Source organism: Streptomyces sp. NPDC047886 (assembly GCF_043204435.1).
Lineage (GTDB): Bacteria > Actinomycetota > Actinomycetes > Streptomycetales > Streptomycetaceae > Streptomyces.
This window is the reverse complement of record NZ_JBIDCF010000008.1, coordinates 30,779-52,322: the sequence shown is the minus strand read 5'-3', so window position 1 is coordinate 52,322 and position 21,544 is coordinate 30,779. Positions and strand designations below refer to the sequence as shown.

17 protein-coding genes are annotated in these 21,544 nt (G+C 72.1%); 11 read left to right on the top strand and 6 right to left on the bottom strand.

The window, feature by feature from the left end; genetic code table 11:
• Positions 1-21: 21 nt before the first annotated feature.
• Together ACGF5U_RS24700 and miaB are read right to left on the bottom strand one after the other, a co-directional pair.
• Positions 22-810 (bottom strand): class III extradiol dioxygenase subunit B-like domain-containing protein, encoded by a 789-nt coding sequence (locus tag ACGF5U_RS24700; RefSeq protein WP_392713270.1) that lies wholly within the window; start codon positions 808-810, stop codon positions 22-24.
• A gap of 213 nt (positions 811-1,023) precedes the next feature.
• The gene (gene miaB / locus ACGF5U_RS24695; protein WP_392713268.1) at positions 1,024-2,520 is read right to left on the bottom strand and encodes a tRNA (N6-isopentenyl adenosine(37)-C2)-methylthiotransferase MiaB; all 1,497 of its coding nucleotides are present in this window, start codon (positions 2,518-2,520) and stop codon (positions 1,024-1,026) included.
• Between the two features lie 191 nt (positions 2,521-2,711).
• Here miaB and ACGF5U_RS24690 point away from each other — a divergent pair, with 191 nt between their 5' ends.
• A complete protein-coding gene (locus tag ACGF5U_RS24690; protein ID WP_392713267.1) occupies positions 2,712-3,710 on the top strand; it encodes a TAXI family TRAP transporter solute-binding subunit in 999 nt (332 codons plus the stop codon).
• A gap of 228 nt (positions 3,711-3,938) precedes the next feature.
• On the opposite strand, the gene ACGF5U_RS24685 is transcribed toward ACGF5U_RS24690, so the two are convergent.
• Together ACGF5U_RS24685 and ACGF5U_RS24680 are read right to left on the bottom strand one after the other, a co-directional pair.
• Positions 3,939-5,363, bottom strand: coding sequence for an ATP-binding protein (locus ACGF5U_RS24685; RefSeq protein ID WP_392713265.1), 1,425 nt, complete (start codon positions 5,361-5,363; stop codon positions 3,939-3,941).
• 16 nt (positions 5,364-5,379) lie between these two features.
• Positions 5,380-6,096 (bottom strand): response regulator transcription factor, encoded by a 717-nt coding sequence (locus ACGF5U_RS24680; RefSeq protein ID WP_392713264.1) that lies wholly within the window; start codon positions 6,094-6,096, stop codon positions 5,380-5,382.
• A gap of 375 nt (positions 6,097-6,471) precedes the next feature.
• Here ACGF5U_RS24680 and ACGF5U_RS24675 point away from each other — a divergent pair, with 375 nt between their 5' ends.
• From ACGF5U_RS24675 to ACGF5U_RS24655, 5 genes are all read left to right on the top strand, one after another.
• On the top strand, positions 6,472-7,257 hold the full coding sequence (locus tag ACGF5U_RS24675; RefSeq protein ID WP_392713262.1) for an amino acid ABC transporter ATP-binding protein: 786 nt from the start codon (positions 6,472-6,474) through the stop codon (positions 7,255-7,257).
• A 176-nt stretch (positions 7,258-7,433) separates the two neighbouring features.
• The gene (locus ACGF5U_RS24670; RefSeq protein ID WP_392713261.1) at positions 7,434-8,354 is read left to right on the top strand and encodes a glutamate ABC transporter substrate-binding protein; all 921 of its coding nucleotides are present in this window, start codon (positions 7,434-7,436) and stop codon (positions 8,352-8,354) included.
• 269 nt (positions 8,355-8,623) lie between these two features.
• Positions 8,624-9,271 carry an amino acid ABC transporter permease gene (locus ACGF5U_RS24665; RefSeq protein WP_392713260.1) on the top strand — a complete coding sequence of 216 codons (648 nt, stop codon included), beginning with the start codon at positions 8,624-8,626 and terminating at the stop codon, positions 9,269-9,271.
• Complete coding sequence (locus ACGF5U_RS24660; RefSeq protein WP_392713259.1) at positions 9,268-10,299, top strand: amino acid ABC transporter permease; 1,032 nt, start codon at positions 9,268-9,270, stop codon at positions 10,297-10,299. The genes ACGF5U_RS24665 and ACGF5U_RS24660 overlap by 4 nt, the downstream gene beginning before the upstream one ends.
• A 213-nt stretch (positions 10,300-10,512) precedes the next feature.
• Positions 10,513-12,474 carry an FAD-dependent monooxygenase gene (locus ACGF5U_RS24655; protein WP_392713258.1) on the top strand — a complete coding sequence of 654 codons (1,962 nt, stop codon included), beginning with the start codon at positions 10,513-10,515 and terminating at the stop codon, positions 12,472-12,474.
• A 356-nt stretch (positions 12,475-12,830) separates the two neighbouring features.
• On the opposite strand, the gene recX is transcribed toward ACGF5U_RS24655, so the two are convergent.
• Entirely contained in the window at positions 12,831-13,400 is a 570-nt protein-coding gene (recX, locus tag ACGF5U_RS24650) for a recombination regulator RecX (RefSeq protein WP_392713257.1), read from the bottom strand.
• Positions 13,401-13,403: 3 nt separating this feature from the next.
• A complete protein-coding gene (gene recA / locus ACGF5U_RS24645) occupies positions 13,404-14,534 on the bottom strand; it encodes a recombinase RecA (protein WP_392713255.1) in 1,131 nt (376 codons plus the stop codon).
• A gap of 436 nt (positions 14,535-14,970) precedes the next feature.
• Between recA and ACGF5U_RS24640 the strand changes: the two genes are divergently transcribed.
• From ACGF5U_RS24640 to ACGF5U_RS24620, 5 genes are all read left to right on the top strand, one after another.
• Positions 14,971-16,182, top strand: a complete 1,212-nt coding sequence (locus ACGF5U_RS24640) for a sensor histidine kinase (protein WP_392713252.1) — start codon at positions 14,971-14,973, stop codon at positions 16,180-16,182.
• The gene (locus ACGF5U_RS24635) at positions 16,179-16,844 is read left to right on the top strand and encodes a response regulator (protein ID WP_392713251.1); all 666 of its coding nucleotides are present in this window, start codon (positions 16,179-16,181) and stop codon (positions 16,842-16,844) included. Before ACGF5U_RS24640 ends, ACGF5U_RS24635 begins: the two co-directional genes overlap by 4 nt.
• A gap of 162 nt (positions 16,845-17,006) precedes the next feature.
• Positions 17,007-18,320 carry a cytochrome ubiquinol oxidase subunit I gene (locus ACGF5U_RS24630; RefSeq protein WP_392713250.1) on the top strand — a complete coding sequence of 438 codons (1,314 nt, stop codon included), beginning with the start codon at positions 17,007-17,009 and terminating at the stop codon, positions 18,318-18,320.
• A 36-nt stretch (positions 18,321-18,356) separates the two neighbouring features.
• Positions 18,357-19,130 carry a cytochrome d ubiquinol oxidase subunit II gene (locus ACGF5U_RS24625; protein WP_392713248.1) on the top strand — a complete coding sequence of 258 codons (774 nt, stop codon included), beginning with the start codon at positions 18,357-18,359 and terminating at the stop codon, positions 19,128-19,130.
• Positions 19,131-19,186: 56 nt separating this feature from the next.
• Positions 19,187-21,541, top strand: coding sequence for an MMPL family transporter (locus tag ACGF5U_RS24620; protein WP_392713247.1), 2,355 nt, complete (start codon positions 19,187-19,189; stop codon positions 21,539-21,541).
• Positions 21,542-21,544: the final 3 nt, after the last annotated feature.

Sequence of the window (21,544 nt, the reverse complement as noted above, 5' to 3'; positions counted from 1 at the left end):
TGGTGTCAGGACCAGGTGGTGTCAGGACCAGGTGGCGACGGTGTAGCCGACGCCGTAGGGCGCGTCCTCGTAGTACAGGCGTCCCTCCAGGGACTCTCCCGCCGCCTCACCGGCACCCGCCAGCACCTGCCACGGGGCTCGCCCCGCGGCCTTCAGTTCGTACGCGAGGTCGGCGTCGATCGCCGCCAGCGCGGCCACGTCCGCCGAACCCAGGGACCGGGCGGCACGCGCGTCGAAGCCCGCCGCGCGCTCGTCCAGGTAGCCGGGCGCCTTCACCGTGCGGCACGCGCTCCCGTCGCCCATCACCAGCAGGGCGACCCGTGGCGCCCGTGCGGCGAGCTCGCGGCCGGTCTCGGCACAGCGGTCCGGTGCCAGCCGCTCGTCCACGGCGAGCCCCTCGACGGGGGCACCGGCCCAGCGGGCCCGGCCGAGCAGCCAGGCGCCGACGGCGAGCGACGCGGGCAGAGGCGGGCGGGCGGGCGCGGACTCGGAATCGCGAGCCGGGGCGGGCGCGGACACGGGGTCGAGTTCCGGGGTGGGCGCGGGGCCGGCATCGGGGCTGCCGAGCCGTACGTCGACGGACACGCCGAACCCCCGGAAGTCCCCCGCCGTCCCGGCCGGGTACCGGCGGGTGCCCGCCGGCTCCGCGTCCGGGCCGACGACGACGAGCAGGTCGGGGCGGGACGCGGCGAGCAGGCCGACGGCGTCCGCGCACGCGACCCGCGCCGCGTCCAGTTCGGGCGCGGCACCGGCGGCGACATCGGGGACGAGGAGCGGTGGGCAGGGGCAGACGGCTGCGGCGACGAGCATGATCAGCAGCGTATCCGCCCGGCCGCACGGCGCTGCGGAGCCCCGGCGCCACCGATCCGGCACGACGGCCCCGGCGCCACGGAGCCCCAGCGCCCCGACACGACGGAGCGGGCCACGCCGCGTCCTCGCCGCGCCCGCGCGCGTACGTTCCCGTGGCGGACCCCGCCGTACCGCGCCGCCGTACCGCGCCCCGCGTCGGGGACGCGCGGCGCGTCAGTCGACCGCGCAGCCGCTCACGGCCGGCGGGAGCGGGGCCGGAACGCCGATCTGGGGCAGGCCAAGCATCACGCCCGCGGGCTTCGCCGCCTCGGCGGCGTTGCGCTTCTCCCAGGCGTCGCCCGCGCGGGTGCGGCGCACCGAGACGGTCGGGCCCTCGGCCAGCAGGTGGTGCGGGGCCGCGTACGTGATCTCGACGGTCACCACGTCGCCCGGGCGTACGTCCTGCTCGGGCTTGGTGAAGTGGACCAGGCGGTTGTCGGGGGCACGGCCGGACAGACGGTGGGTCGCGTCGTCCTTGCGGCCCTCGCCCTCGGCGACCATGACCTCCAGGGTGCGGCCGACCTGCTTCTTATTCTCCGACCAGGAGATCTCCTCCTGGAGGGCGACCAGCCGCTCGTAGCGCGCCTGCACGACCTCCTTGGGGATCTGGTTCTCCATCTCCGCCGCGGGGGTGCCGGGGCGCTTGGAGTACTGGAAGGTGAAGGCCTGGGCGAACCGGGCCTCGCGCACGGTGTGCAGGGTCTGCTCGAAGTCCTCCTCGGTCTCGCCGGGGAAGCCCACGATGATGTCGGTGGAGATGGCGGCGTGCGGGATGGCGGCGCGTACCTTCTCGATGATGCCGAGGAAGCGCTCCTGGCGGTACGAACGGCGCATCGCCTTCAGGACGGTGTCCGAGCCGGACTGGAGCGGCATGTGCAGCTGCGGCATCACGTTGGGCGTCTCGGCCATGGCGGCGATGACGTCGTCGGTGAAGTCGCGCGGGTGCGGCGAGGTGAACCGGACGCGCTCCAGGCCCTCGATCTTGCCGCAGGCCCGCAGGAGCTTGGAGAACGCCTCGCGGTCGCCGATGTCGGACCCGTACGCGTTCACGTTCTGGCCGAGGAGGGTGATCTCGGAGACGCCCTCGCCGACCAGCGCCTCGATCTCGGCGAGGATGTCGCCGGGGCGACGGTCCTTCTCCTTGCCGCGCAGGGCGGGGACGATGCAGAAGGTGCAGGTGTTGTTGCAGCCGACGGAGATGGAGACCCACGCGGCGTAGGCGGACTCACGCCGGGTCGGCAGGGTGGAGGGGAAGGCTTCGAGCGACTCGGCGATCTCGATCTGCGCCTCCTCCTGGACGCGTGCGCGCTCCAGGAGTACGGGCAGCTTGCCGATGTTGTGCGTACCGAAGACGACGTCGACCCACGGCGCCTTCCTGACGATGGTGTCGCGGTCCTTCTGGGCCAGGCAGCCGCCGACGGCGATCTGCATGCCCGGCCGCCTGGTCTTCATCGGCGCGAGCCGGCCGAGGTTGCCGTACAGCTTGTTGTCGGCGTTCTCGCGCACCGCGCAGGTGTTGAAGACGACCACGTCGGCGTCGCCGTCGGAGCCCTCGGGCGCCCGTACGTACCCCGCGTCCTCCAGCAGGCCGGAGAGCCGCTCGGAGTCGTGGACGTTCATCTGGCACCCGTAGGTGCGGACCTCGTATGTTTTCGCACTCATCGCAGTCATCCCACTCATCGCGCTCACCAGAGTACGGGACTTCCCCCGGGCCGGTCCCGGCCATCGGGCGGCCAGGCCCGGCCGCGAAGACCTCCGGGAAGCGGGCCGGACCGTCAGGGGACCGCCGCGTCGCGTCTCCGCACCGCGACGGGCGGCACCGCCCTGGCCATCACGGGCGGTGCCCTGGCAGGATCGCGGCCATGTCCCCGGTCATCGCCCGTACCGCCCGCCGCCGTGCCGCCCTGGCGTCGGCCGTGGCCGCGCTGGCGTCGGCCCTGCTCCTGTGGTGGCTGCTGCCGCTCTGCGACGACCCTCCACGCGGAGAGATCACGTTCAGCACCGGAGTGCCGACAGGCGTCTACCAGCGGTACGGCAAGCTCCTGGAGGAGGCGCTCGGCCGGGACCTGCCCGAGGTCGCGATAACGCTGCGGAACAGCGAGGGCTCCCAGCAGAACCTGGCGAGGCTCGCGTCCGGCGAGGCGGACTTCACCATCGCCACGGCCGACGCCGTCGCCACGTACATCCACGAACGCAGGCCCGGCGCCGACCGGCTGCGCGGCTGTGCCCGGCTGTACGACGACTACGTGCAGCTCGTCGTGCCGAAGGGCTCGGACGTGCGGTCCATGCGCGACCTGCGGGACAAGCGCGTCGGCGTCGGGCAGGAGGGGTCGGGCGTACGGCTGCTCGCGGACCGGCTCCTCCTGGCGGCGGGGCTGGATCCGTCGGACGACATCCGGCCCGTGTCGGCCGGCATCGACACCATGCCGGGGCTGATGGAACGTGGCCGCCTGGACGCCTTCTTCTGGTCGGGCGGGCTGCCCACCAGCGCCGTACAGCGCCTGTCGGAACGCTTCCCGATCCGGCTGGTGCCGCTGGAGGCGGACGTCGTGGACAAGGTGCACGGGGCGGGTGGCCGCAGCCGTTACTACCGCTCCGCGGTGATTCCGGCCGACGCCTACGACCTGGCGCAGGACGGCAAGCCCGTATCGACCGTCGCCGTGACCAACCTGCTGGTCACGACGGACGGTACGGACGACGCCCTGACGGAGGGCTTCACGCGCACGGTGATCAGGAGCCGGGACCGGATCGGCCGCGAGGTGCACCCGGCGCAGCTGGTGGACCTGCGCACGGCCATCTACACGGACCCTCTCCCGCTGCACGAGGGTGCGCGACGCTACTACCTGTCGGTCAAGCCGTAGCGTCGGCCGCCGGTGTGGCCCAGCTCCGCCGGCCGGTTCTGCCCGTCGCCTGATCGTCAAGACGGGGCCCTTTTCGCGGCCGGGAGGGCAGGCCCGGGAAGGCGAGTCCGCGGAGGCGGGCCCGGGAAGGCAGCCCGGGAGGGCGGGCCCGGGAAGGCAGCCCGGGAGGGCGGGCCCGGGAGGCGGGCCCGGGAAGGCGGGCCGGGAAGGCGGGCCGGGAGGGCGGGTTCACGCACCATGGGCGGGGCCGTGGGAGGGACCCGCGGTCGGCTGCGTCCGCGGCACGGTGACCGTCACACACAGCCCGTGCGGCTCGTTGTGGGCGTACGCGATCGAGCCCCCGCACGCCGTGAGCAGGGCGCGCGAGATGGACAGCCCGAGGCCGGAGCCCTTGACGTTCTGGTGGCGGCCGCTGCGCCAGAAGCGGTCGCCGACGCGGGCGAGTTCGTCGTCGGTCAGGCCGGGGCCGAGGTCGGCGACCACGATGGTGGAGGTGTCGCGGTGCGCCGTGACCCGTACGGTGACCTCCTCTCCCTCCGGGGTGAACTTCAGGGCGTTGTCGATCACGGCGTCGAGGGCGCTGGACAGCGCCACCGGATCCGTCCAGGCGGTGACGGCCGCCTCGGCGCCGGTCAGGCGGACGCCCCTCTCCTCGGCGAGCGGGCGCCAGGCCGCGACCCGCTCGTCGGCCAGTGCCCCGATGTCGGTGAGGCGCAGGTCGGCGGCGACGTGCTCGGCCAGCGCCAGGTCGAGCAGATCGTCGAGGACCCGCGCCAGCCGCTTCCCCTCCGTACGAACCGAGGCGATCTCCTCGTTGCCCTCAGGCAGTTCGAGCGCGAGGAGCTCGATGCGCAGCAGCAGCGCGGCGAGGGGGTTGCGCAGCTGGTGCGAGGCGTCGGCGACGAAGGCGCGCTGCTGCTCCAGCACGTCCTCGACGTTGTCGGCCATCTCGTTGAACGAACGGGCCAGGCGCCGGAGTTCCGGCGGGCCCCCGGCAGCGGCGACCCGCGAGTTCAGCCGGCCCGTGGCGATGTCGTGGGTGGCCGCGTCCAGCACCCGTACCGGCTTGAGCACCCACCCGGTGAGCCGGATCGCCGCACCGACGGCGAGCAGCATCGCCGCGAACTCGCCCGCCACGATGATCAGCCACCCGCGCAGGATCCGGGAACGGAGCTGGTCCGTCGGCGAGTCGGTGACGACCACGGCGACGACGTCCCCGTCCCGTACCACCGGCGAGGCGACCGCGAGGCGGGCGTTCCGCTGCCAGGGGAGCACCTGCGACGGGTCGTGGCTGCGCCGGCCGAGCAGCGCCTCGGCGAACGCCCTGCGCAACTCACCCTTCTTCGGTACGTCCCAGTCCTCCGGCGCGCGGGCCATGGCGGTGCCGTCGCGGTAGAAGACACCGACCTCGATGTCGTACACGCTGTGGTACCGGGTGAGTTCGGCCTGCAGGGTGGCCTTGCGCTCGTCGATGCCGGGGCCCGACTCGGTGACGAACTGGGCGAGCGCGGCGAACCGTGCCGTGTCGTCGATCCGGTCCACCACGACGGTCTGCTGCCGTGCGGCGGCGAGGCTTCCGGCAAGGGGGAAGCCGAGCGCCAGCAGCACACCGGCCATGAGGACGATGAGCAGCGGGAGGAGGCGCGTACGCACAGGGTGGTACCGGGCCCTACGCGGCCGGGGCGACCAGGCGGTAGCCGACGCCGCGCACGGTCTCGATGAGGGCGGGCATCCGCAGCTTGGAGCGCAGGGAGGCCACATGGACCTCCAGCGTCCGCCCGGTCCCCTCCCAGCTGGTGCGCCAGACCTCGCTGATGATCTGCTCGCGCCGGAAGACGACGCCGGGCCGCTGCGCGAGGAGGGCGAGCAGGTCGAACTCCTTGCGGGTGAGCGGGATCGTCGTCCCGTCCACGCTGACGCGGCGCGTGGGCAGTTCGATGACGACGGGGCCCAGCCGCAGCGGGGCCTCGTCGGCGGCGCCACCGGTGTCGTCGGTGTCCCCACCGGCGGAGCGGCGGCTGACGGCGTGGATACGGGCCAGCAGTTCACCGGTGTCGTACGGCTTGACCACGTAGTCGTCGGCGCCGAGGTTGAGGCCGTGGATCCGGGAGCGGACGTCGCCGCGGGCAGTCACCATGATCACGGGGGTGCTGGTGAGCTTCCGGATCTTGCCGCACACCTGGTAGCCGTCCTGGTCGGGCAGCCCGAGGTCCAGGAGGACGACCCCGAAGGGCGCCGTCGCCCTGCCCGCGCTGTCGCTGGGCAGGACGGCCTGGAGGGCCTCCTCGCCGTTGCGGGCGTGGGTGACGGTGAAGCCGTGCTTGGTGAGGACCGCGGACAGGGCGGCGGCGACGTGGTCGTCGTCCTCGACCAGCAGAAGTCTCATGGCCCCCCTCCAGGAAAGGTCCAGCGTTCGGTACGGACAGGCAGGATCGCTCCCGGCAAGGGAACCCCTGCCACGGGAGCGATGGATACGTCGGCGTGGTCGGCGCCGCGCGTGCGGCACCCGCGCCGGCTCCGGCGTCGATACTCGCATTGGTTACCAGGGCATGAACACCGATGTGCGCCGGATCAGTCAAGACCGTTCCCGTTACGGCGGGGTTTCCGTTACCCACCCGGTACTCCCGGCGGCCGCCCCCTTCACGCGGAGTGTCCGGTTGCAGCCGGATCGTTATGCTCAATTTCCGCTCAGATGTGATGACGCTGGTCGCGCCGCGTGCTTAATGTCCTCTGCAACCGAGGAGGACGGAGCAATAAGCCGATGAGCGGAGTGTCAGTGACCAAGGGCGCGGAGGACGCCGCACCGACGGCAAGCGACCTGGTCGTACTGAGCAACGTCAACAAGCACTTCGGCGCGCTGCATGTGCTCCAGGACATCGACCTGACCATCGCCCGTGGCGAGGTCGTGGTCGTCATCGGACCGTCCGGGTCCGGCAAGTCCACGCTGTGCCGCACCATCAACCGCCTGGAGACGATCGACTCGGGTGCGATCACGATCGACGGCAAGCCGCTGCCCCAGGAGGGCAGGGAGCTGGCGCGGCTGCGTGCCGACGTCGGCATGGTCTTCCAGTCGTTCAACCTCTTCGCGCACAAGACCGTGCTCGAGAACGTCATGCTGGGCCAGATCAAGGTCCGCAAGGCGGACAAGAAGGTCGCCGAGCAGAAGGCGCGGACGCTGCTCGACCGGGTGGGTGTCGGCTCGCAGGCCGACAAGTACCCGGCTCAGCTGTCCGGCGGCCAGCAGCAACGCGTCGCGATCGCGCGGGCGTTGGCGATGGACCCCAAGGTCATGCTCTTCGACGAGCCGACGTCGGCGCTCGACCCGGAGATGATCAACGAGGTGCTCGAGGTCATGCAGCAGCTGGCGCGCGACGGGATGACGATGGTCGTCGTCACCCACGAGATGGGCTTCGCCCGCTCCGCCGCCAACCGCGTGGTCTTCATGGCCGACGGCCGGATCGTCGAGCAGGCCACGCCCGACCAGTTCTTCAGCAACCCGCGCAGCGACCGGGCCAAGGACTTCCTTTCGAAGATCCTTCACCACTGAGGGACCTCTCGGCGCTGACACCGCTGAGAGACCTCGCCGCGCTGACGGATCCCCGCGACCGACGGACCCACTGACGGAAACCGCCGGCGGAACCGCGAGCGGAAGCCGCCGACGGAACCGCCGACGGATCCTTCACCACAGACGACCAACGAACCACGACATAAGGGATGTTCACCATGAAGCTCCGCAAGACGGCCGCTGTGGCCATTGCTGTGCTCGCGCTGACCGCGACCGCCTGTGGTGGCAAGGAAGGCTCGGCCGGAGACAAGCCGACCGCCGTCAACCCCGGCGAGTCGGGCGCCCCCACGCTGCCGAACTACATCGTCGCCACGGGCGTGGACCTGGACTCGCCCACCTTCAAGGCGGCGAAGGACCGCGGCAAGCTGGTCATCGGCTCCAAGGCCGACCAGCCGTACCTCGGCTTCGAGGACCAGTCCACGAAGAAGCGCTCCGGCTTCGACATCGAGATCGCCAAGATGATCGCCGCCGACCTGGGCTTCACCGAGGACAAGATCGAGTGGAAGACGGTCGACTCCAGCACCCGTGAGACGGCCATCTCCAAGGGCCAGGTCGACTACTACGTCGGCACGTACACGATCAACGACAAGCGCAAGCAGCAGGTCGGCTTCGCGGGCCCGTACTACAAGGCCGGCGCCGACCTCCTGGTCCGCAAGGACGAGACCGCCATCAAGGGCAAGGACTCGGTCAAGGGCAAGAAGGTCTGCTCGATCGTCGGCTCCACTCCGCTCCAGGAGATCAAGAAGCCCGAGTACGGCGCGAACGTCGTCGAGCTCGCCAAGTACTCGGACTGCGTCCAGCAGCTGCTGACCAAGCAGGTCGACGCGGTCACCACGGACGACGCGATCCTCAAGGGCTACGCGGCGCAGAACCCGGAGAAGCTGAAGGTCGTCGGCCAGCCGTTCACCGAGGAGCCGTACGGCGTCGGCATGAACAAGGACGACAAGGTCCTGCGCGACGCGATCAGCGACTCGCTGGAGAAGCGCATCAAGGACGGCACGTACAAGAAGATCTACGAGGCCACTCTCGGCCTGTCCGGCTCCGACTACACCGAGCCGCCGGCGCTCGAGCGCTACTGATCTCGCACCGCTGAAGCGCCCCGTACCGCACGTGCCGCGTACGGGGCGCTCAGCCCCTTGTGCCGCCCGCGCGGCGGGGGTTCCGCCTGTACGGCGCCGGTTCCGCCCGCGCGGCGTACGGCCCCGCGGCCTCCCCCGCCCCCCTGCTCCTGCTCCTGCTCCTGCTCCTGCTCCTGCTCCTGCTCCTGCTCCTGCTCCTGCTTACCGCCTGCCGCTCCCCGCTTCCCACTTCCCGCCCGTAAGCCGCTGACCGCCGACGCGGAGACCTCATGAACGTACTGCTCGATTATTTTCCAGAGTTCCGTGACGGCTTCATAGGAACCGTGTCGATCACCGCCGTCAGCTCGGCCATCGCGCTGTTCCTCGGTGTCCTCATCGCCGGCTTCCGGGTCTCCCCGGTCCCGCCGCTGCGGTTCTTCGGCGCCGCGTGGGTGACGCTGCTGCGCAACACGCCGCTGACGCTGCTCTTCCTGGTCTCGTTCTTCGTGGTGCCGGAGGTGCTGTTCCCGGGTATGAGCCCGTTCGTCCTGGGCTCCCTGGCGCTGGGCTTCTACACGTCCGCCTTCGTCTGCGAGGCCGTGCGGTCCGGTATCAACACGGTGCCCGTCGGCCAGGCCGAGGCCGCCCGGTCGATCGGCATGACCTTCAGCCAGACGCTGCGGATGATCGTGCTGCCCCAGGCCACCCGGACGGTGCTGCCCCCGCTGAGCTCGATCTTCATCGCCCTCACCAAGAACTCGGCCATCGCCGGTGCCTTCAGCGTCGCCGAACTCTTCGGCTGGCAGAAGCTGCTGAGCGACCAGGGCTACGACATCGTTCCCATCTTCCTCTGGGTCGTCCTCGGTTACCTGGTCATCACCTTCACCATCAGCGGCATCTTCCGGCTGCTGGAGCGCCGCATGGAGGTCGCCCGATGAGCGCCAGCGTTCTCTACGACGCCCCCGGCCCCAAGGCCGTCGTCCGCAACCGGATCTACGCGGTGGTCGGCACCCTCGCCATCGTCGCGCTGATCGTCGTCAGCATCCTGCGGCTGAGCGCCAAGGGGCACCTCGCCCCCGAGATGTGGGACATCTTCAACTACAACGGCATCCGGCAGAACATCGCCGACGGTGTGATCGCCACGCTCAAGGCGTTCGGTATCGCGGCGGTCGGTTCGCTGGTGCTCGGCGTGATCCTGGCCGTCGGCCGGCTCTCCGACCACCAGCCGGTCCGCTGGCTGGCCACCGGCTTCATCGAACTCTTCCGGTCCATCCCGCTGCTGATCACGATCTACGCCGTCTGGGTCGGTTTCCTGACCGACTACTCCATGTGGGCGCTGGCCGTCGGCCTGTCGATCTACAACGGCTGCGTCCAGGCCGAGGTGCTGCGCGCCGGTGTCAACGCGGTACCCAAGGGACAGCGCGAGGCCGCGTACGCGCTCGGCATGAGCAAGACGCAGGTCATGACGACCGTCCTGATGCCGCAGGCCGTCCGCGCGATGCTGCCGACGATCATCAGCCAGCTGGTAGTGACCCTGAAGGACACCTCGCTCGGCTTCATCATCCTGTACCCGGAGCTGCTCTACTCCGCCCGGCTGATCGCCTCGAACACGCAGGTCAACGGGCAGTACCCGTACGTCTCCACCATCGTGGTCGTCGGTGCGATCTACGTCGGCATGTGCCTGCTCCTCTCGCAGCTCGCCACCTGGATCGAGAAGCGCGGGCGCCGTGCCAGGACCGGTATCTCGGTCGCACCGGCCACGGGCCCGGCCGAGAACCCCGATGTCCTCGCCGCCGGGGAGACGACCGGCGCGGGTGTCGCGGGTGTCGCGGGTTCCACGGGTGGCGGCGCCGGAGGCTTCGGTTCCACGGGTGGCGGCGCCGGAGGCTTCGGTTCCACGGACGGCGGTACGACTGAGGCCGGTGGTGGCGGGCGGTCCGACGGGCCTGGTGCCACGAACAACTGACAGCATGTGACATCATCCGAGGTCCCTGAGGACCGGCTGGATGAACCCTCGGGGGCAGCGGCGGTCACGTCGCTGCCCTCGTCACTTGACGCAAGCACCCGCAGTGGGTTGCATACGTTCTGTGATCGCTCACCGGGCTCCAGCCGCTCCATCCCGCGTTTGCCCTGCTCGCCGCATGACCGTTCCGGTCCCAGGAGTCACGGGAGTCACGCCGTGGATCCGGTGATCATCGTCGGTGCGGGCCCGGTCGGGCTGGCGCTCGCCCTCGCCCTGGCCGCGCAGGAGGTTCCGTCGGTCGTCCTGGACGAGGGCACCGGCAAGGAGGAGTACCGCCCCGCGCGGACGGCCGTCCTGCGCCCGGACACGGCGGCCTTCGTGGAACGGCTCGGCTGCGCCGACGCCGTACGGGACGAGGGCGCCCGCTGGTCCGGCTGGCGGTCCATGCGGCGCAAGCAGTTGATGCGGCACATCGAGTTCTCCGGTCACGCGGGCCCGGCCGACGGTGTCGACGTCGATGAGGCCGCCGACGATCTCGACCGTGCCGGGCTCCCCGACGCGCGGGGCGACGGCGCCTGGGGGCTCGGTGGAGCCGTGGGGCGCGGCACAGTGGGCGGAGTGTCGGGGCCCGGCGGGATCTCGGGGCCCGGCGGGATCTCGGGGCCCGGTGGGGTGTCGGGGCCCGGTGGGGTCGGTGGGCTCGGGGACGGGTCCGGAGGGGTGGGCGACGCGTCACCGCTGCACATTCCGCAGCACTCCCTCGCCGGGGCCCTGCGCGCCGCCATCGCCGCGCTGCCCGAGCGGGAGCTCGTCCGGGTGGTCACGGAGAGCCGTATCGACGCGATCGAGCAGGACGCGGCCGGGGTCACCGCGCACACGCGCGGCCCGGAGTCGGCCTGGTGGCGAGGCAGTTACGTGGTCGGCTGCGACGGGGCCCGCTCCACCGTGCGCAAGCTGCTGGGCGTCCGCTTCCCGGGGCGTACGGCCGTGGAACGGCACGCCGTCGCGGCGCTCCGCACCCGGCTCCCGTGGCCCGGCACCGGCCTGCTCCACCGTCAGCCGCCATGGCGGGGCGGCGGCGAGGAGGTCACGGCCCGGCCGCTGCCGGACGGCGGCTGGCGGCTGGACTGGCTGCTGCCGCCGCGCGGCGAACTGGTCACCCCCGACGCCCTGGTGTGGCGGATCCGCGAGACGCTGACCGGCTGGTGCGACGACACCCCCGTGTACGAGCTGATCGACACCGGCGTCTACACGCTGCACCACCGGCTCGCCCGGCGCTGGCGGGTGGACCGGGCGTTCCTGGCGGGGGACGCCGCGCATCTGCTGGGCGCGCTCGGGACGCAGGGGCTGGACGAGGGTCTCAGGGACGTGGACAACCTGGCCTGGAAACTGGCCCTGGCCTGGCACCACGGCATGTCCGACGCGCTGCTCGACAGCTACCAGGCCGAGCGGCGCACGGCGGTCGCCGCCCGGTTGCGCGCGGCCGACCAGTCGCTCCCTGTCCTGCGGGGCGGCAACGGGCTGCGGACCTATCTGCGGGGCAGTGCCCGTGGGCACGACGCGCTGCTGACCGACGGCCACTTGGGGCGCGGCCCGCTGGGCGCTCCGCCCGCGTACCCGAACTCGCCGCTCGCACCCCCGTACGCCGAGTCGCACAGCAGCGTGGGTACGCCCCTGGGCGCGCCGGTCGCCGATGTGCGGGTCACGGCGCCGGATGGTTCGACCGTGCGGCTGCGGGACCGGCTCGGGCGGGGGCTGCTGGCGGTGCTGGTCGCGCCCGGCACGGGCGTGTGGGACCGGCGGCACTGGATGACGGCGGGTGTCATGCCCCGGCTGGCGGAGGCGGTCGACGCGCTGCCGGTACGCGGTGAGCTGCTGGTGGCGGAGTCCTATCCGGGGGCGTCCGCGCACAGCGTGCTGCTGGTGCGCCCGGACGGCCATCTGGCGGCGGCGTTCAGCGGGGTACGCCCGGCCGATCTGTACGCGGCGGCCGACGCGGTGCGGGGCGGGGCACCGACCCGTACGCGACCGCCCCGGGACGCCGGGCCAACGGAGGAGGCCGGCACGACCGGTACGACCGGCCAGGAGCAGGCGCGCGGTACCGCCCGGACGTCCGGCGCCCGTACCGTACGGACCCCCCGAGCCACCCGCAGCGACGAGCCCGCCGACGTCACCTGACAGCCGCCGTTCGCCCGGGGCCCCGCTTCGTCACGGCCGCCCCCGGAGCTTCCAGGGACCTGTGTCATGACCCCCGGGCTTCCAGGGACCTGTGGCGTGGCCCCGCCGTACGCCCGGCCACCGCCGCACGCCCCGGCCGCACCGTATGCCCGGCTGCTTTGGAGGGGCCGCGTCACGGCGCCCCCCATGCGGGACGCCGGCCGTGTGACGGTCACGGATTCCCCGCTCGCGGCCCCGCCGCCGGAGTGTCATGGGAAGCGCCGCTCGGCGGCCCCGCCGCCGGGCGTCCGTGTCATGGCCGTGCGCGTCCTGCGAACCCGGCCGCCGCACCCCCGTCGCGGCGGCCTGACAGTACGTCAGAAGCCGTCGTACTCCAGTCCTTCCACGTCCTCCCCCTCTTCCTCCAGCGCCCGCCGCACCACCCGCAGGGCCATGCCCTCCGGGTAGCCCTTGCGGGCGAGCATGCCCGCGAGGCGGCGCAGGCGGCGGTCCCGGTCGAGGCCCCGGGTGGCGCGGAGCTTGCGCTCCACGAGCTCGCGGGCCGTCGCCTCCTCCTGCTCGGAGTCGAGCCCCGCGACCGCCTCGTCGATCAGCGCGGCGTCCACCCCCTTGGTCCGCAGTTCCCGGGCGAGCGCGCGGCGTGCCAGGCCCCGCCCGTGATGCCGGGACTCGACCCAGGCTCCCGCGAACGCCGCGTCGTCGATCAGGCCGACGTCCTCGAAGCGGGAGAGGACCTCCTCGGCCGCCTCGTCCGGGATCTCCCGCTTCCGCAGCGCGTCCGCGAGCTGCTTGCGCGTGCGTGGTGTTCCGGTGAGCAGGCGCAGGCAGATCGCCCGCGCCCGCTCGACCGGATCCTGGGGCGACAGCTCCTTCTCGGCCCTCGACGAGTCGGGGCTGTCGCCCGGCCATTCGGTGCGCCGGACCATGGGTCAGGCCTTGGTGGCGGTGGCCTTGGTCGCCTTGGTGGCCTTGGTCGCCGGGGCGGGGACGGACTTCGCCGCGTCGTCGGCGGGCGCCGCACCCGCCGCCGCGTCCGCGCCGGGCTCGGCCGCGGGCTCCTCCGGCCGGACGCCGACGCCCAGCTTCTCCTTGATCTTCTTCTCGATCTCGTTGGCGAGATCGGGGTTGTCCTTGAGGAAGTTGCGGGCGTTCTCCTTGCCCTGGCCGAGCTGGTCGCCCTCGTACGTGTACCAGGCGCCCGCCTTGCGCACGAAGCCGTGCTCGACGCCCATGTCGATCAGGCCGCCCTCGCGGCTGATGCCCTGGCCGTACAGGATGTCGAACTCGGCCTGCTTGAAGGGCGGCGCGACCTTGTTCTTCACGACCTTGCAGCGGGTGCGGTTGCCGACCGCGTCCGTGCCGTCCTTGAGGGTCTCGATCCGGCGAATGTCGATACGCACCGAGGCGTAGAACTTCAGCGCCCGGCCACCGGTCGTGGTCTCCGGGGAGCCGAACATCACACCGATCTTCTCGCGGAGCTGGTTGATGAAGATCGCCGTGGTCTTGGACTGGTTCAGCGCACTGGTGATCTTCCGGAGCGCCTGGCTCATCAGACGCGCCTGGAGACCCACGTGCGAGTCACCCATCTCGCCCTCGATCTCCGCGCGCGGCACGAGCGCGGCCACGGAGTCGATGACGATCAGGTCGAGCGCACCGGAGCGGACCAGCATGTCCACGATCTCCAGGGCCTGCTCGCCGTTGTCCGGCTGGGAGAGGATCAGGTTGTCGATGTCGACGCCGAGCTTCCTCGCGTACTCGGGGTCGAGCGCGTGCTCGGCGTCCACGAACGCCACCTGACCGCCGGCCTTCTGCGCGTTGGCCACGGCGTGCAGGGTGAGGGTCGTCTTGCCGGAGGACTCCGGGCCGTAGATCTCCACCACACGGCCGCGCGGCAGGCCGCCGACGCCGAGCGCGACGTCGAGCGCGGTCGAGCCGGTCGGGATGACCTCGATGGGCTCCCTCGACCGCTCGCCCATGCGCATCACTGCGCCCTTGCCGAACTGCCGTTCAATCTGTGCGAGCGCGGCGTCGAGCGCCTTCTCGCGGTCGGTTCCTGCCATGGGTTCCACCCGGTTTGCTTGTGTCGATCGCTTCACGTCAAAGACGCTAACCCCTGCCACTGACAATGGGCCCCGACGTCCCTCCGACCTGTGGATAACTCCGCGGCCCTGCGGGACCGAATGCGCGCTGTGGCTCACCCCGCTGAGGCTCGCACCTTCCTGGGACTCGCGCCTTCCTGGGACTCGTACTCCTGGGGTTCGCTCCCCCGGGCTCGCGTCCACGAACTCTTCATCCCGGGACTCGCCTCCCCGGAAAGCCGGGCCGGAACCCCATAAGAATGGATGTTCGATTTTGGTGTCAAGCGAGCCACACCGTCGACACCGACGCGTGTCGAGCGCGTCGCGCCGCGTCGAGCCCCCGGACCGTCGGCACGGGGCCGTCGGCGCGGGGCCGTCGGCGCGGGGCGTCCTCGCGGCGGCGCCTATCCTTCCTCACATGGTCCTCCCCTCCCCCGTCCGCCGAGGCCGTGTGTCGGCGCGGACGGCCGACGCGGTCCTGGCGGCCGTCATCACGGTGTTCGTGGCCGGGTGGACCCTGACGGTGACTCTCTCGGGGCGCTACGGGACCGAGCCGGTCGGCCACACCGTGCTCGGCTGGTTCCTGATCGCCGTCGGCTGCGGCGCGCTCGCGTTCCGTCGCCGCCGGCCGGTCGCCGTCGCCGTCGTCACGCTGCTGGCCGCCGGCGCCTACTACCCGACGAGCGCGTACGACGGTCCGCTGATGGTCGCCTTCGCGGTGGCGCTGTACACCACGGCCGCCGAGGGGCGCTTCGCCGCCTCCGTCGCCCTCGCCTCGGTCACCCTGCTCGCCGTCGGGCTCGGCGAGCTGCGGCAGGCACCCGGTCGGCGCCAGATCGACGACACGTCCCTGGTGATGCTGGCCGGCTGGCTGATCAGCCTGGTCGCCGTCGGCCGTGCCCAGCGCACCCGGCTGGCCTACCTCCACGAGGTCGAGCAACGGGCCCTGGCCGCCGAACGGGAGCAGGAGGCCCGCGCCAGGCAGAGCGCGACGGAGGAACGGCTGCGGATCGCGCGCGAAGTACACGACGTGCTCGGCCACAGTGTCTCGCTGATCAACGTCCAGTCCAGTGCCGCGCTGCACCGGCTCGGCAAGAAGCCGGACCCCGCCGTCGGGCTCGCGGCGGCGCAGGAGGCCCTGGAGGCGGTCAAGGCCACCAGCAAGGACGCGCTGCGGGAGCTGCGCGGCACGCTCGGGGTCCTGCGCCAGGCCGACGAGGCCGCGCCCACCGCGCCCGTCTCGGGTCTCGACCGGCTCGGTGAACTGGTCGAGCGGGCCCGCTCCGCCGGTCTGGAGGTCACGACCCGGACCGAGGGCACGCCGCGCCCCCTGGACCCGGCGCTCGATCTCGCGGCGTACCGGATCGTGCAGGAGTCGCTCACCAACGTCACCCGCCACGCGCGGGCGCGCGCCGCGCGGGTCACCTTGTCCTGGACGGAGCGGGACCTGCGGCTGCGCGTCGACGACGACGGCGCGGGCGCGCCCGACGCGGAGGCGGAGGGCAGCGGGATCCGCGGCATGGCCGAGCGCGCCAGGGCGTTCGGCGGCGAGCTCACCACCGAGAACACCGCGCGCGGCTTCCGGGTCACCGCGCGGCTGCCGCTCACCACCACCGGGGGGACGGAATGATCCGTGTCGTACTGGCCGACGACCAGACGCTCGTCAGGGCCGGGTTCGGGTCCATCCTGAGCGACGAACCCGACATCGAGGTGGTGGGCGACGCGGCGGACGGCGAGCAGGCGGTCGCCCTCGCGCGCGAGCTGCGTCCGGACGTCGTCCTGATGGACATCCGCATGCCCGGGCTGGACGGTCTTGAGGCCACCCGCCGGATCGTCGGCGACCCGCGGCTGGAGGGTGTCCGGGTCGTCATCCTCACCACGTTCGACGTGGACGACTACGTGTACGGGGCGCTCCGCGCGGGAGCGTCCGGGTTCCTCGTCAAGGACACCGAGCCGATGGAGCTGCTGCACGCCGTACGGGTGGTCGCGCGCGGCGACGCGCTGATCGCCCCGGCCGTCACCCGTCGGCTGATCGCCGAGTTCGCGGGGCGTGTCAAGCAGCCCGATCCCGGTCCGCGGCTGAACGCGCTCACGGACCGGGAGCGTGAGGTGATGGGCCTGGTCGGGGCGGGGCTGTCCAACGACGAGATCGCCCGGCGGCTGGTGCTCTCCCCCGCCACCGCCAAGACCCATGTCAGCAGGATCATGACCAAGCTGGGGGTCCGGGACCGGGCTCAGCTGGTCATCCTGGCGTACGAGTCCGGAATGATCACGCCGGGTTGGCTGGCCTGACCCGCGCGGGAGCCCCCGCGCGGGTGGCGCGGTCCGCGGTGTACCGGTGCGTGGCGCAACTCGGGGTGTACGCGCGCGTGGGGACCCGCAACCAGAGGTGTACGGCGACTGACGACCGGCGGCGGACGCCCCGCCCGTAGTCGTACGCCGACGCTGATCGGCGTGAACGCAGAAGTCCTCGATCTCGCGCGGTTGCAGTTCGCCCTGACCGCCGGCGGACACTTCCTCTTCGTCGCCCTGACCCTGGGCCTGGCGCCCCTCGTCGCCTGCGTCCAGACGGTGGCGACCGTGGGGCGGCGGCCGCTCGACGCGCGCATGGTGCGCTTCTGGGGCCAGCTGTACGTGGTCAACTACGCGGTCGGGATCGTCACCGGCATCGTGATGGAGTTCCAGTTCGGGCTGAGCTGGAGCGGGCTGACGCACTACGCGGGCGATGTCCTCGGGGCGTCGCTCGCGGTCGAGACGATCGTCGCCTTCTTCGTGGAGTCGACGTTCCTGGGGTTGTGGATCTTCGGTTGGAACCGCTTCAACCGCTGGGTTCATCTCGCCATGATCTGGATCGTCACCCTGACCGCGTACCTCTCGGCGTACTGGATCCTCGTCTCCAACGGCTTCCTGAACAATCCCGTGGGGCACCGCGTCTCGGAGGGTGAGCTCGTCCTCGACGATCCGGTCGCCGTGCTCACGAATCCCGCCGCCCTGCTGGCGTTCGGGCACATCCTGGGCGGGGCCCTGCTGACAGCGGGGTCCTTCATGGCGGCCGTGAGCGCGTACCACCTGTTCCGCCGTTCGCCCGAGTGGGAGTTCTTCGGCCGCAGTCTGCGCATCGGTGTGTTCGTCTCGTTCCCCGCGCTGATGGTCACGGCGGTCTTCGGGGGTCTCCAGCTCGGCGCGCTGAAGGACCTCCAGCCCATGAAGTCCGCCGTCTTCGGCGGGCGGACCGACGAGATCGCCCGCCTCCAGGCGGAGATGGCGGCGCGCTTCGGTCCCGGGGACTACGTGCCGTCCGAGGCGTGGACCCGGGGCAGCGCGCTGATCATGCTGCTCGCGTTCGCGCTGATGATGTACTTCACGTTCGCCGGTTTCGTCCTGGCCTTCTTCAAGAAGGCCGTCTTCCGCTTCCGGCTCTGGCACCTGGCGCTGATCGCGGCCGTACCTCTGCCCTACCTCGCGATGATCAGCGGTTGGGTCTTCCGGGAGGCGGGCCGCCAGCCCTGGGTGGTGTACGGGCTGCTGAAGACCGAGGACGCCGTCTCCACCGTCTCGCCCGGCGCGATGCGCCTGTCCCTGGCCGTGTTCACCTCGCTGTTCGCCGTACTCGCCGTCGTCAACGGCTGGCTCCTGGTACGCCATGCCCGCCGGGGACCGGTCGACGCGGGGCTCGGCCACGACGACCGCGCCGGGCCCGACGACCACCCCCGGCACGGCGGCGACGCCGAGACGGACGCCGACGCGCTGCCCGTCCCCCGCTACTGAGGCCGTCGAGGCTGTCCAAGCTGTTGAGGAGTCGTCGTGGAAACCCTCGCCATCGCCCTGCTCGGCTTCTTCGCCGCCGGCTACTTCGTACTCGCCGGGGCGGACATAGGCACCGGGATGCTCATGCCGTACCTGGGACGTACGGACCGTGAGCGGCGCCTGGTCATCACGTCGTTCGCGCCGTTCTTCCTCGGCAACGAGGTGTGGCTGGTGGCCGCCGCCGGGCTGCTCGTCGGCTGCTTCCCCGACCTGGAGGGTGAGCTGCTGAGCGCGCAGCTCGTGGTCGTGGTGCCCCTGCTCACCGGATGGATCGTGCGGGACATGGGGCTGTGGCTGCGCGCGGGAGCGGGCCGGGTACGGCGCCTGCTGTGCGACGGCGCGGTCGTCTGCGGGAGCTGGACCGTGGCGCTCGCCTGGGGCTGGCTGCTGGCCGCGCTGTTCTCCGGCGCGCCGGGACGTCCCGCGGGCGGGGCGGGCGCGCTGCTCACGGCCGCCGCCGTCGCCGCGCTGTTCGCCGCGCACGGGCTCGGGTTCGCCTCCGCCAGGCTGACCGGCCCGCCGTACGAACGGGCGCGGCTGCTCGTCGGCCGGACCGGGTCCTGGCGGTCGTTCGCGCTGACGGGCGTCCTCATGGCCGCGCTCCCCCTGGTGGCGGGCCTGTCCCTGCCGCTGGCCGATTCGGCGGCGGACGGCGCCACGCTCGGCCTGCTCGTACCCGCGCTGCTGGCGGTCACCCCGCTGCTCGTCGCCGCCCAAGTCTGGAGCTGGCACACGTTCCGGCACCGAGTCACGCGCCCGTCCTACCTCTGACCAGGCCGTTCCACTCGGCCACCACCACCGTCACCGACCTCTCGGGAGGCCCCATCATGACCGCGACAGCGGACAGCGACAGCAACACCGGCACCAGCACCAGCACCAGCACCAGCACCGAACGCGACGGCATCCGTCGCGGCAGCGTCTTCGAACGTCTCGCCGTCTTCTCCTACCGGCACCGGTGGCGTGCGCTGCTCCTCTGGGTGGTTCTCGTCGCGGGCATCACCGCCGCGTCCACCACCGTGGGCAGCGCCTATCACAACGACTTCTCCCTGCCGGGGACGGACTCCCAGCAGGCCCGCACGGTGCTGGAACAGCACGGTTCGCGGCAGGGGGACGCCACCGCGCAGATCGTGGTGGCGACCGAGGACTCCGGGGGCGTACGCGAGAAGGGCACCAGGGAACGGGTCGAGAACCTGCTCGCCTCCGTGTCGGGACTGCCCGGGGTGACCGGCGTACTCAGCCCGTACGAGGACCGGGCGGCGATCTCGCGGGACGGCACCGTCGGATACGCCACCGTGACCCTCGACGGGGCCGCGGAGAACGTGCCCAAGGAGGACGTACGGAAGGTCATCGACACCGTGCGCGCCGCCGCGGGCGACGGCCTGACGACGGCCGTGGGCGGCGAGGCCGCGCGCGGGGCGGAGGAGAGCGGCGGCGGTGCGGCGGAAGGCGCGGGCCTGCTCGGTGCGCTGGTGATCCTGGTCTTCCTTTTCGGGTCCGTGGTCGCCGCGAGCCTTCCCGTGGTCACCGCCGTGTTCGCGGTGGGCGGCTCGATCGGTCTGATCGCCCTCGCCTCGCACTTGGCTGATGTCGCCGACTTCACCCCGCCGGTGATGATGCTCGTGGGCCTGGGCGTCGGCATCGACTACGCCCTGCTGATCTTCTCCCGGTACCGGGGAGAGCTGCTGCGCGGCGCCGGGCCCGAGCAGGCCACCCGCGTCGCGCTCGACGCGGCGGGCCGCACGGTCTTCTTCGCCGGCTGCACGGTGATCATCGCGCTGATGGGGCTGGTGGCCCTCGGGCTCGGCTCGCTCCAGGGCGTGGCGCTGGCCGTGGCGCTGACGGTCCTGGTGACCATGGCGGCCTCGCTGACCCTGCTCCCGGCGCTGCTGGGCGTCGTGGGGCCGCGCATCGCCCGCCAGGTGTCCCGCAGGGCCGCAAGGGGTGCGGGCAGCGTGACGAACGGCACGGACGGCGCCGCGACGGGCGCGGACCGCATGGACGGGACGGAGCACCCTGGCCCGGCGGCTGTGGAGGGCCGGGCGTGGCGGCGCTGGGCGGCCGGGGTGCAGCGACGGCCGTGGGCGGCCCTCGTCGTGTCCCTGGTCGCCCTGGGCGCGCTCGCCGCGCCGGCGCTGGACATGCGGCTGGGCTTCGCCGACGCGGGCAACGACGCCACGTCGAAGTCGAGCCGCCAGGCGTACGACATGCTGGCCGACGGTTTCGGCCCGGGCTTCAACGGCCCGCTGATCGTGGTGGTCGACGGCGGTACGGCTCCTGGCGGCGACGCACACGCGGAGGCGGGCACGGGCACGGCGGCGGGCACGGGCACGGGTGCGGATGTGGGGACGGGTGCGGATGTGGGGACGGCCGTGCGGGAGTCGCTGGTCGGCACGCCGGGCATCGCGGCGGTCACACCGCCGATCACCGCCGAGAACGGCACCGTCACCACCCTCGTCGCCTTCCCGGACTCGGCACCGCAGTCCGAGGCGACCGGGCGACTGGTCGACCGGCTGCGCTCCGACGTGCTGCCGCCGCTGGAGCGGGAGACCGGCGTCGAGCTGCTGGTCGGCGGCCCGACCGCGGCCACCGAGGACTTCGCCGCCACGGTCGCGGACCGGATGCCGCTGTTCGTGTCGATCGTCGTCGGGCTGTCCGCGCTCCTGCTGCTCCTCGTGTTCCGGTCGGTGCTCATCCCGCTCAAGGCGGCGCTGCTGAACCTCGTGAGCATCGGGGCGGCGCTCGGTGTGATCACGCTGGTGTTCCAGTACGGCTGGTTCGGCGTGGAGCCCGGGCCGATCGAGGCGTTCATCCCGGTCATGATCTTCGCGATCGTCTTCGGCCTGTCGATGGACTACGAGGTGTTCCTGCTGTCCCGCATCCATGAGGAGTGGGAACGGACGAAGGACCCGCAGGGCGCCGTCCGGGAGGGACTGGCGACGACCGGCAAGGTCATCACGGCCGCGGCGGCGATCATGATCGTGGTGTTCGCCATGTTCGTCCTCAGCCCCGACCGGATGCTCCAGCAGTTCGGGCTGGGGCTGGCGGTGGCGATCCTGCTGGACGCCGTCGTCATCCGCTGTCTGATCGTCCCCGCCGTGATGCGGCTGTTGGGCCGCGCCGCCTGGTGGCTGCCGTCCTGGCTGAGCGGTGCACTGCCCAGGGTGGCGCTGGAACGCCGTTGAGGC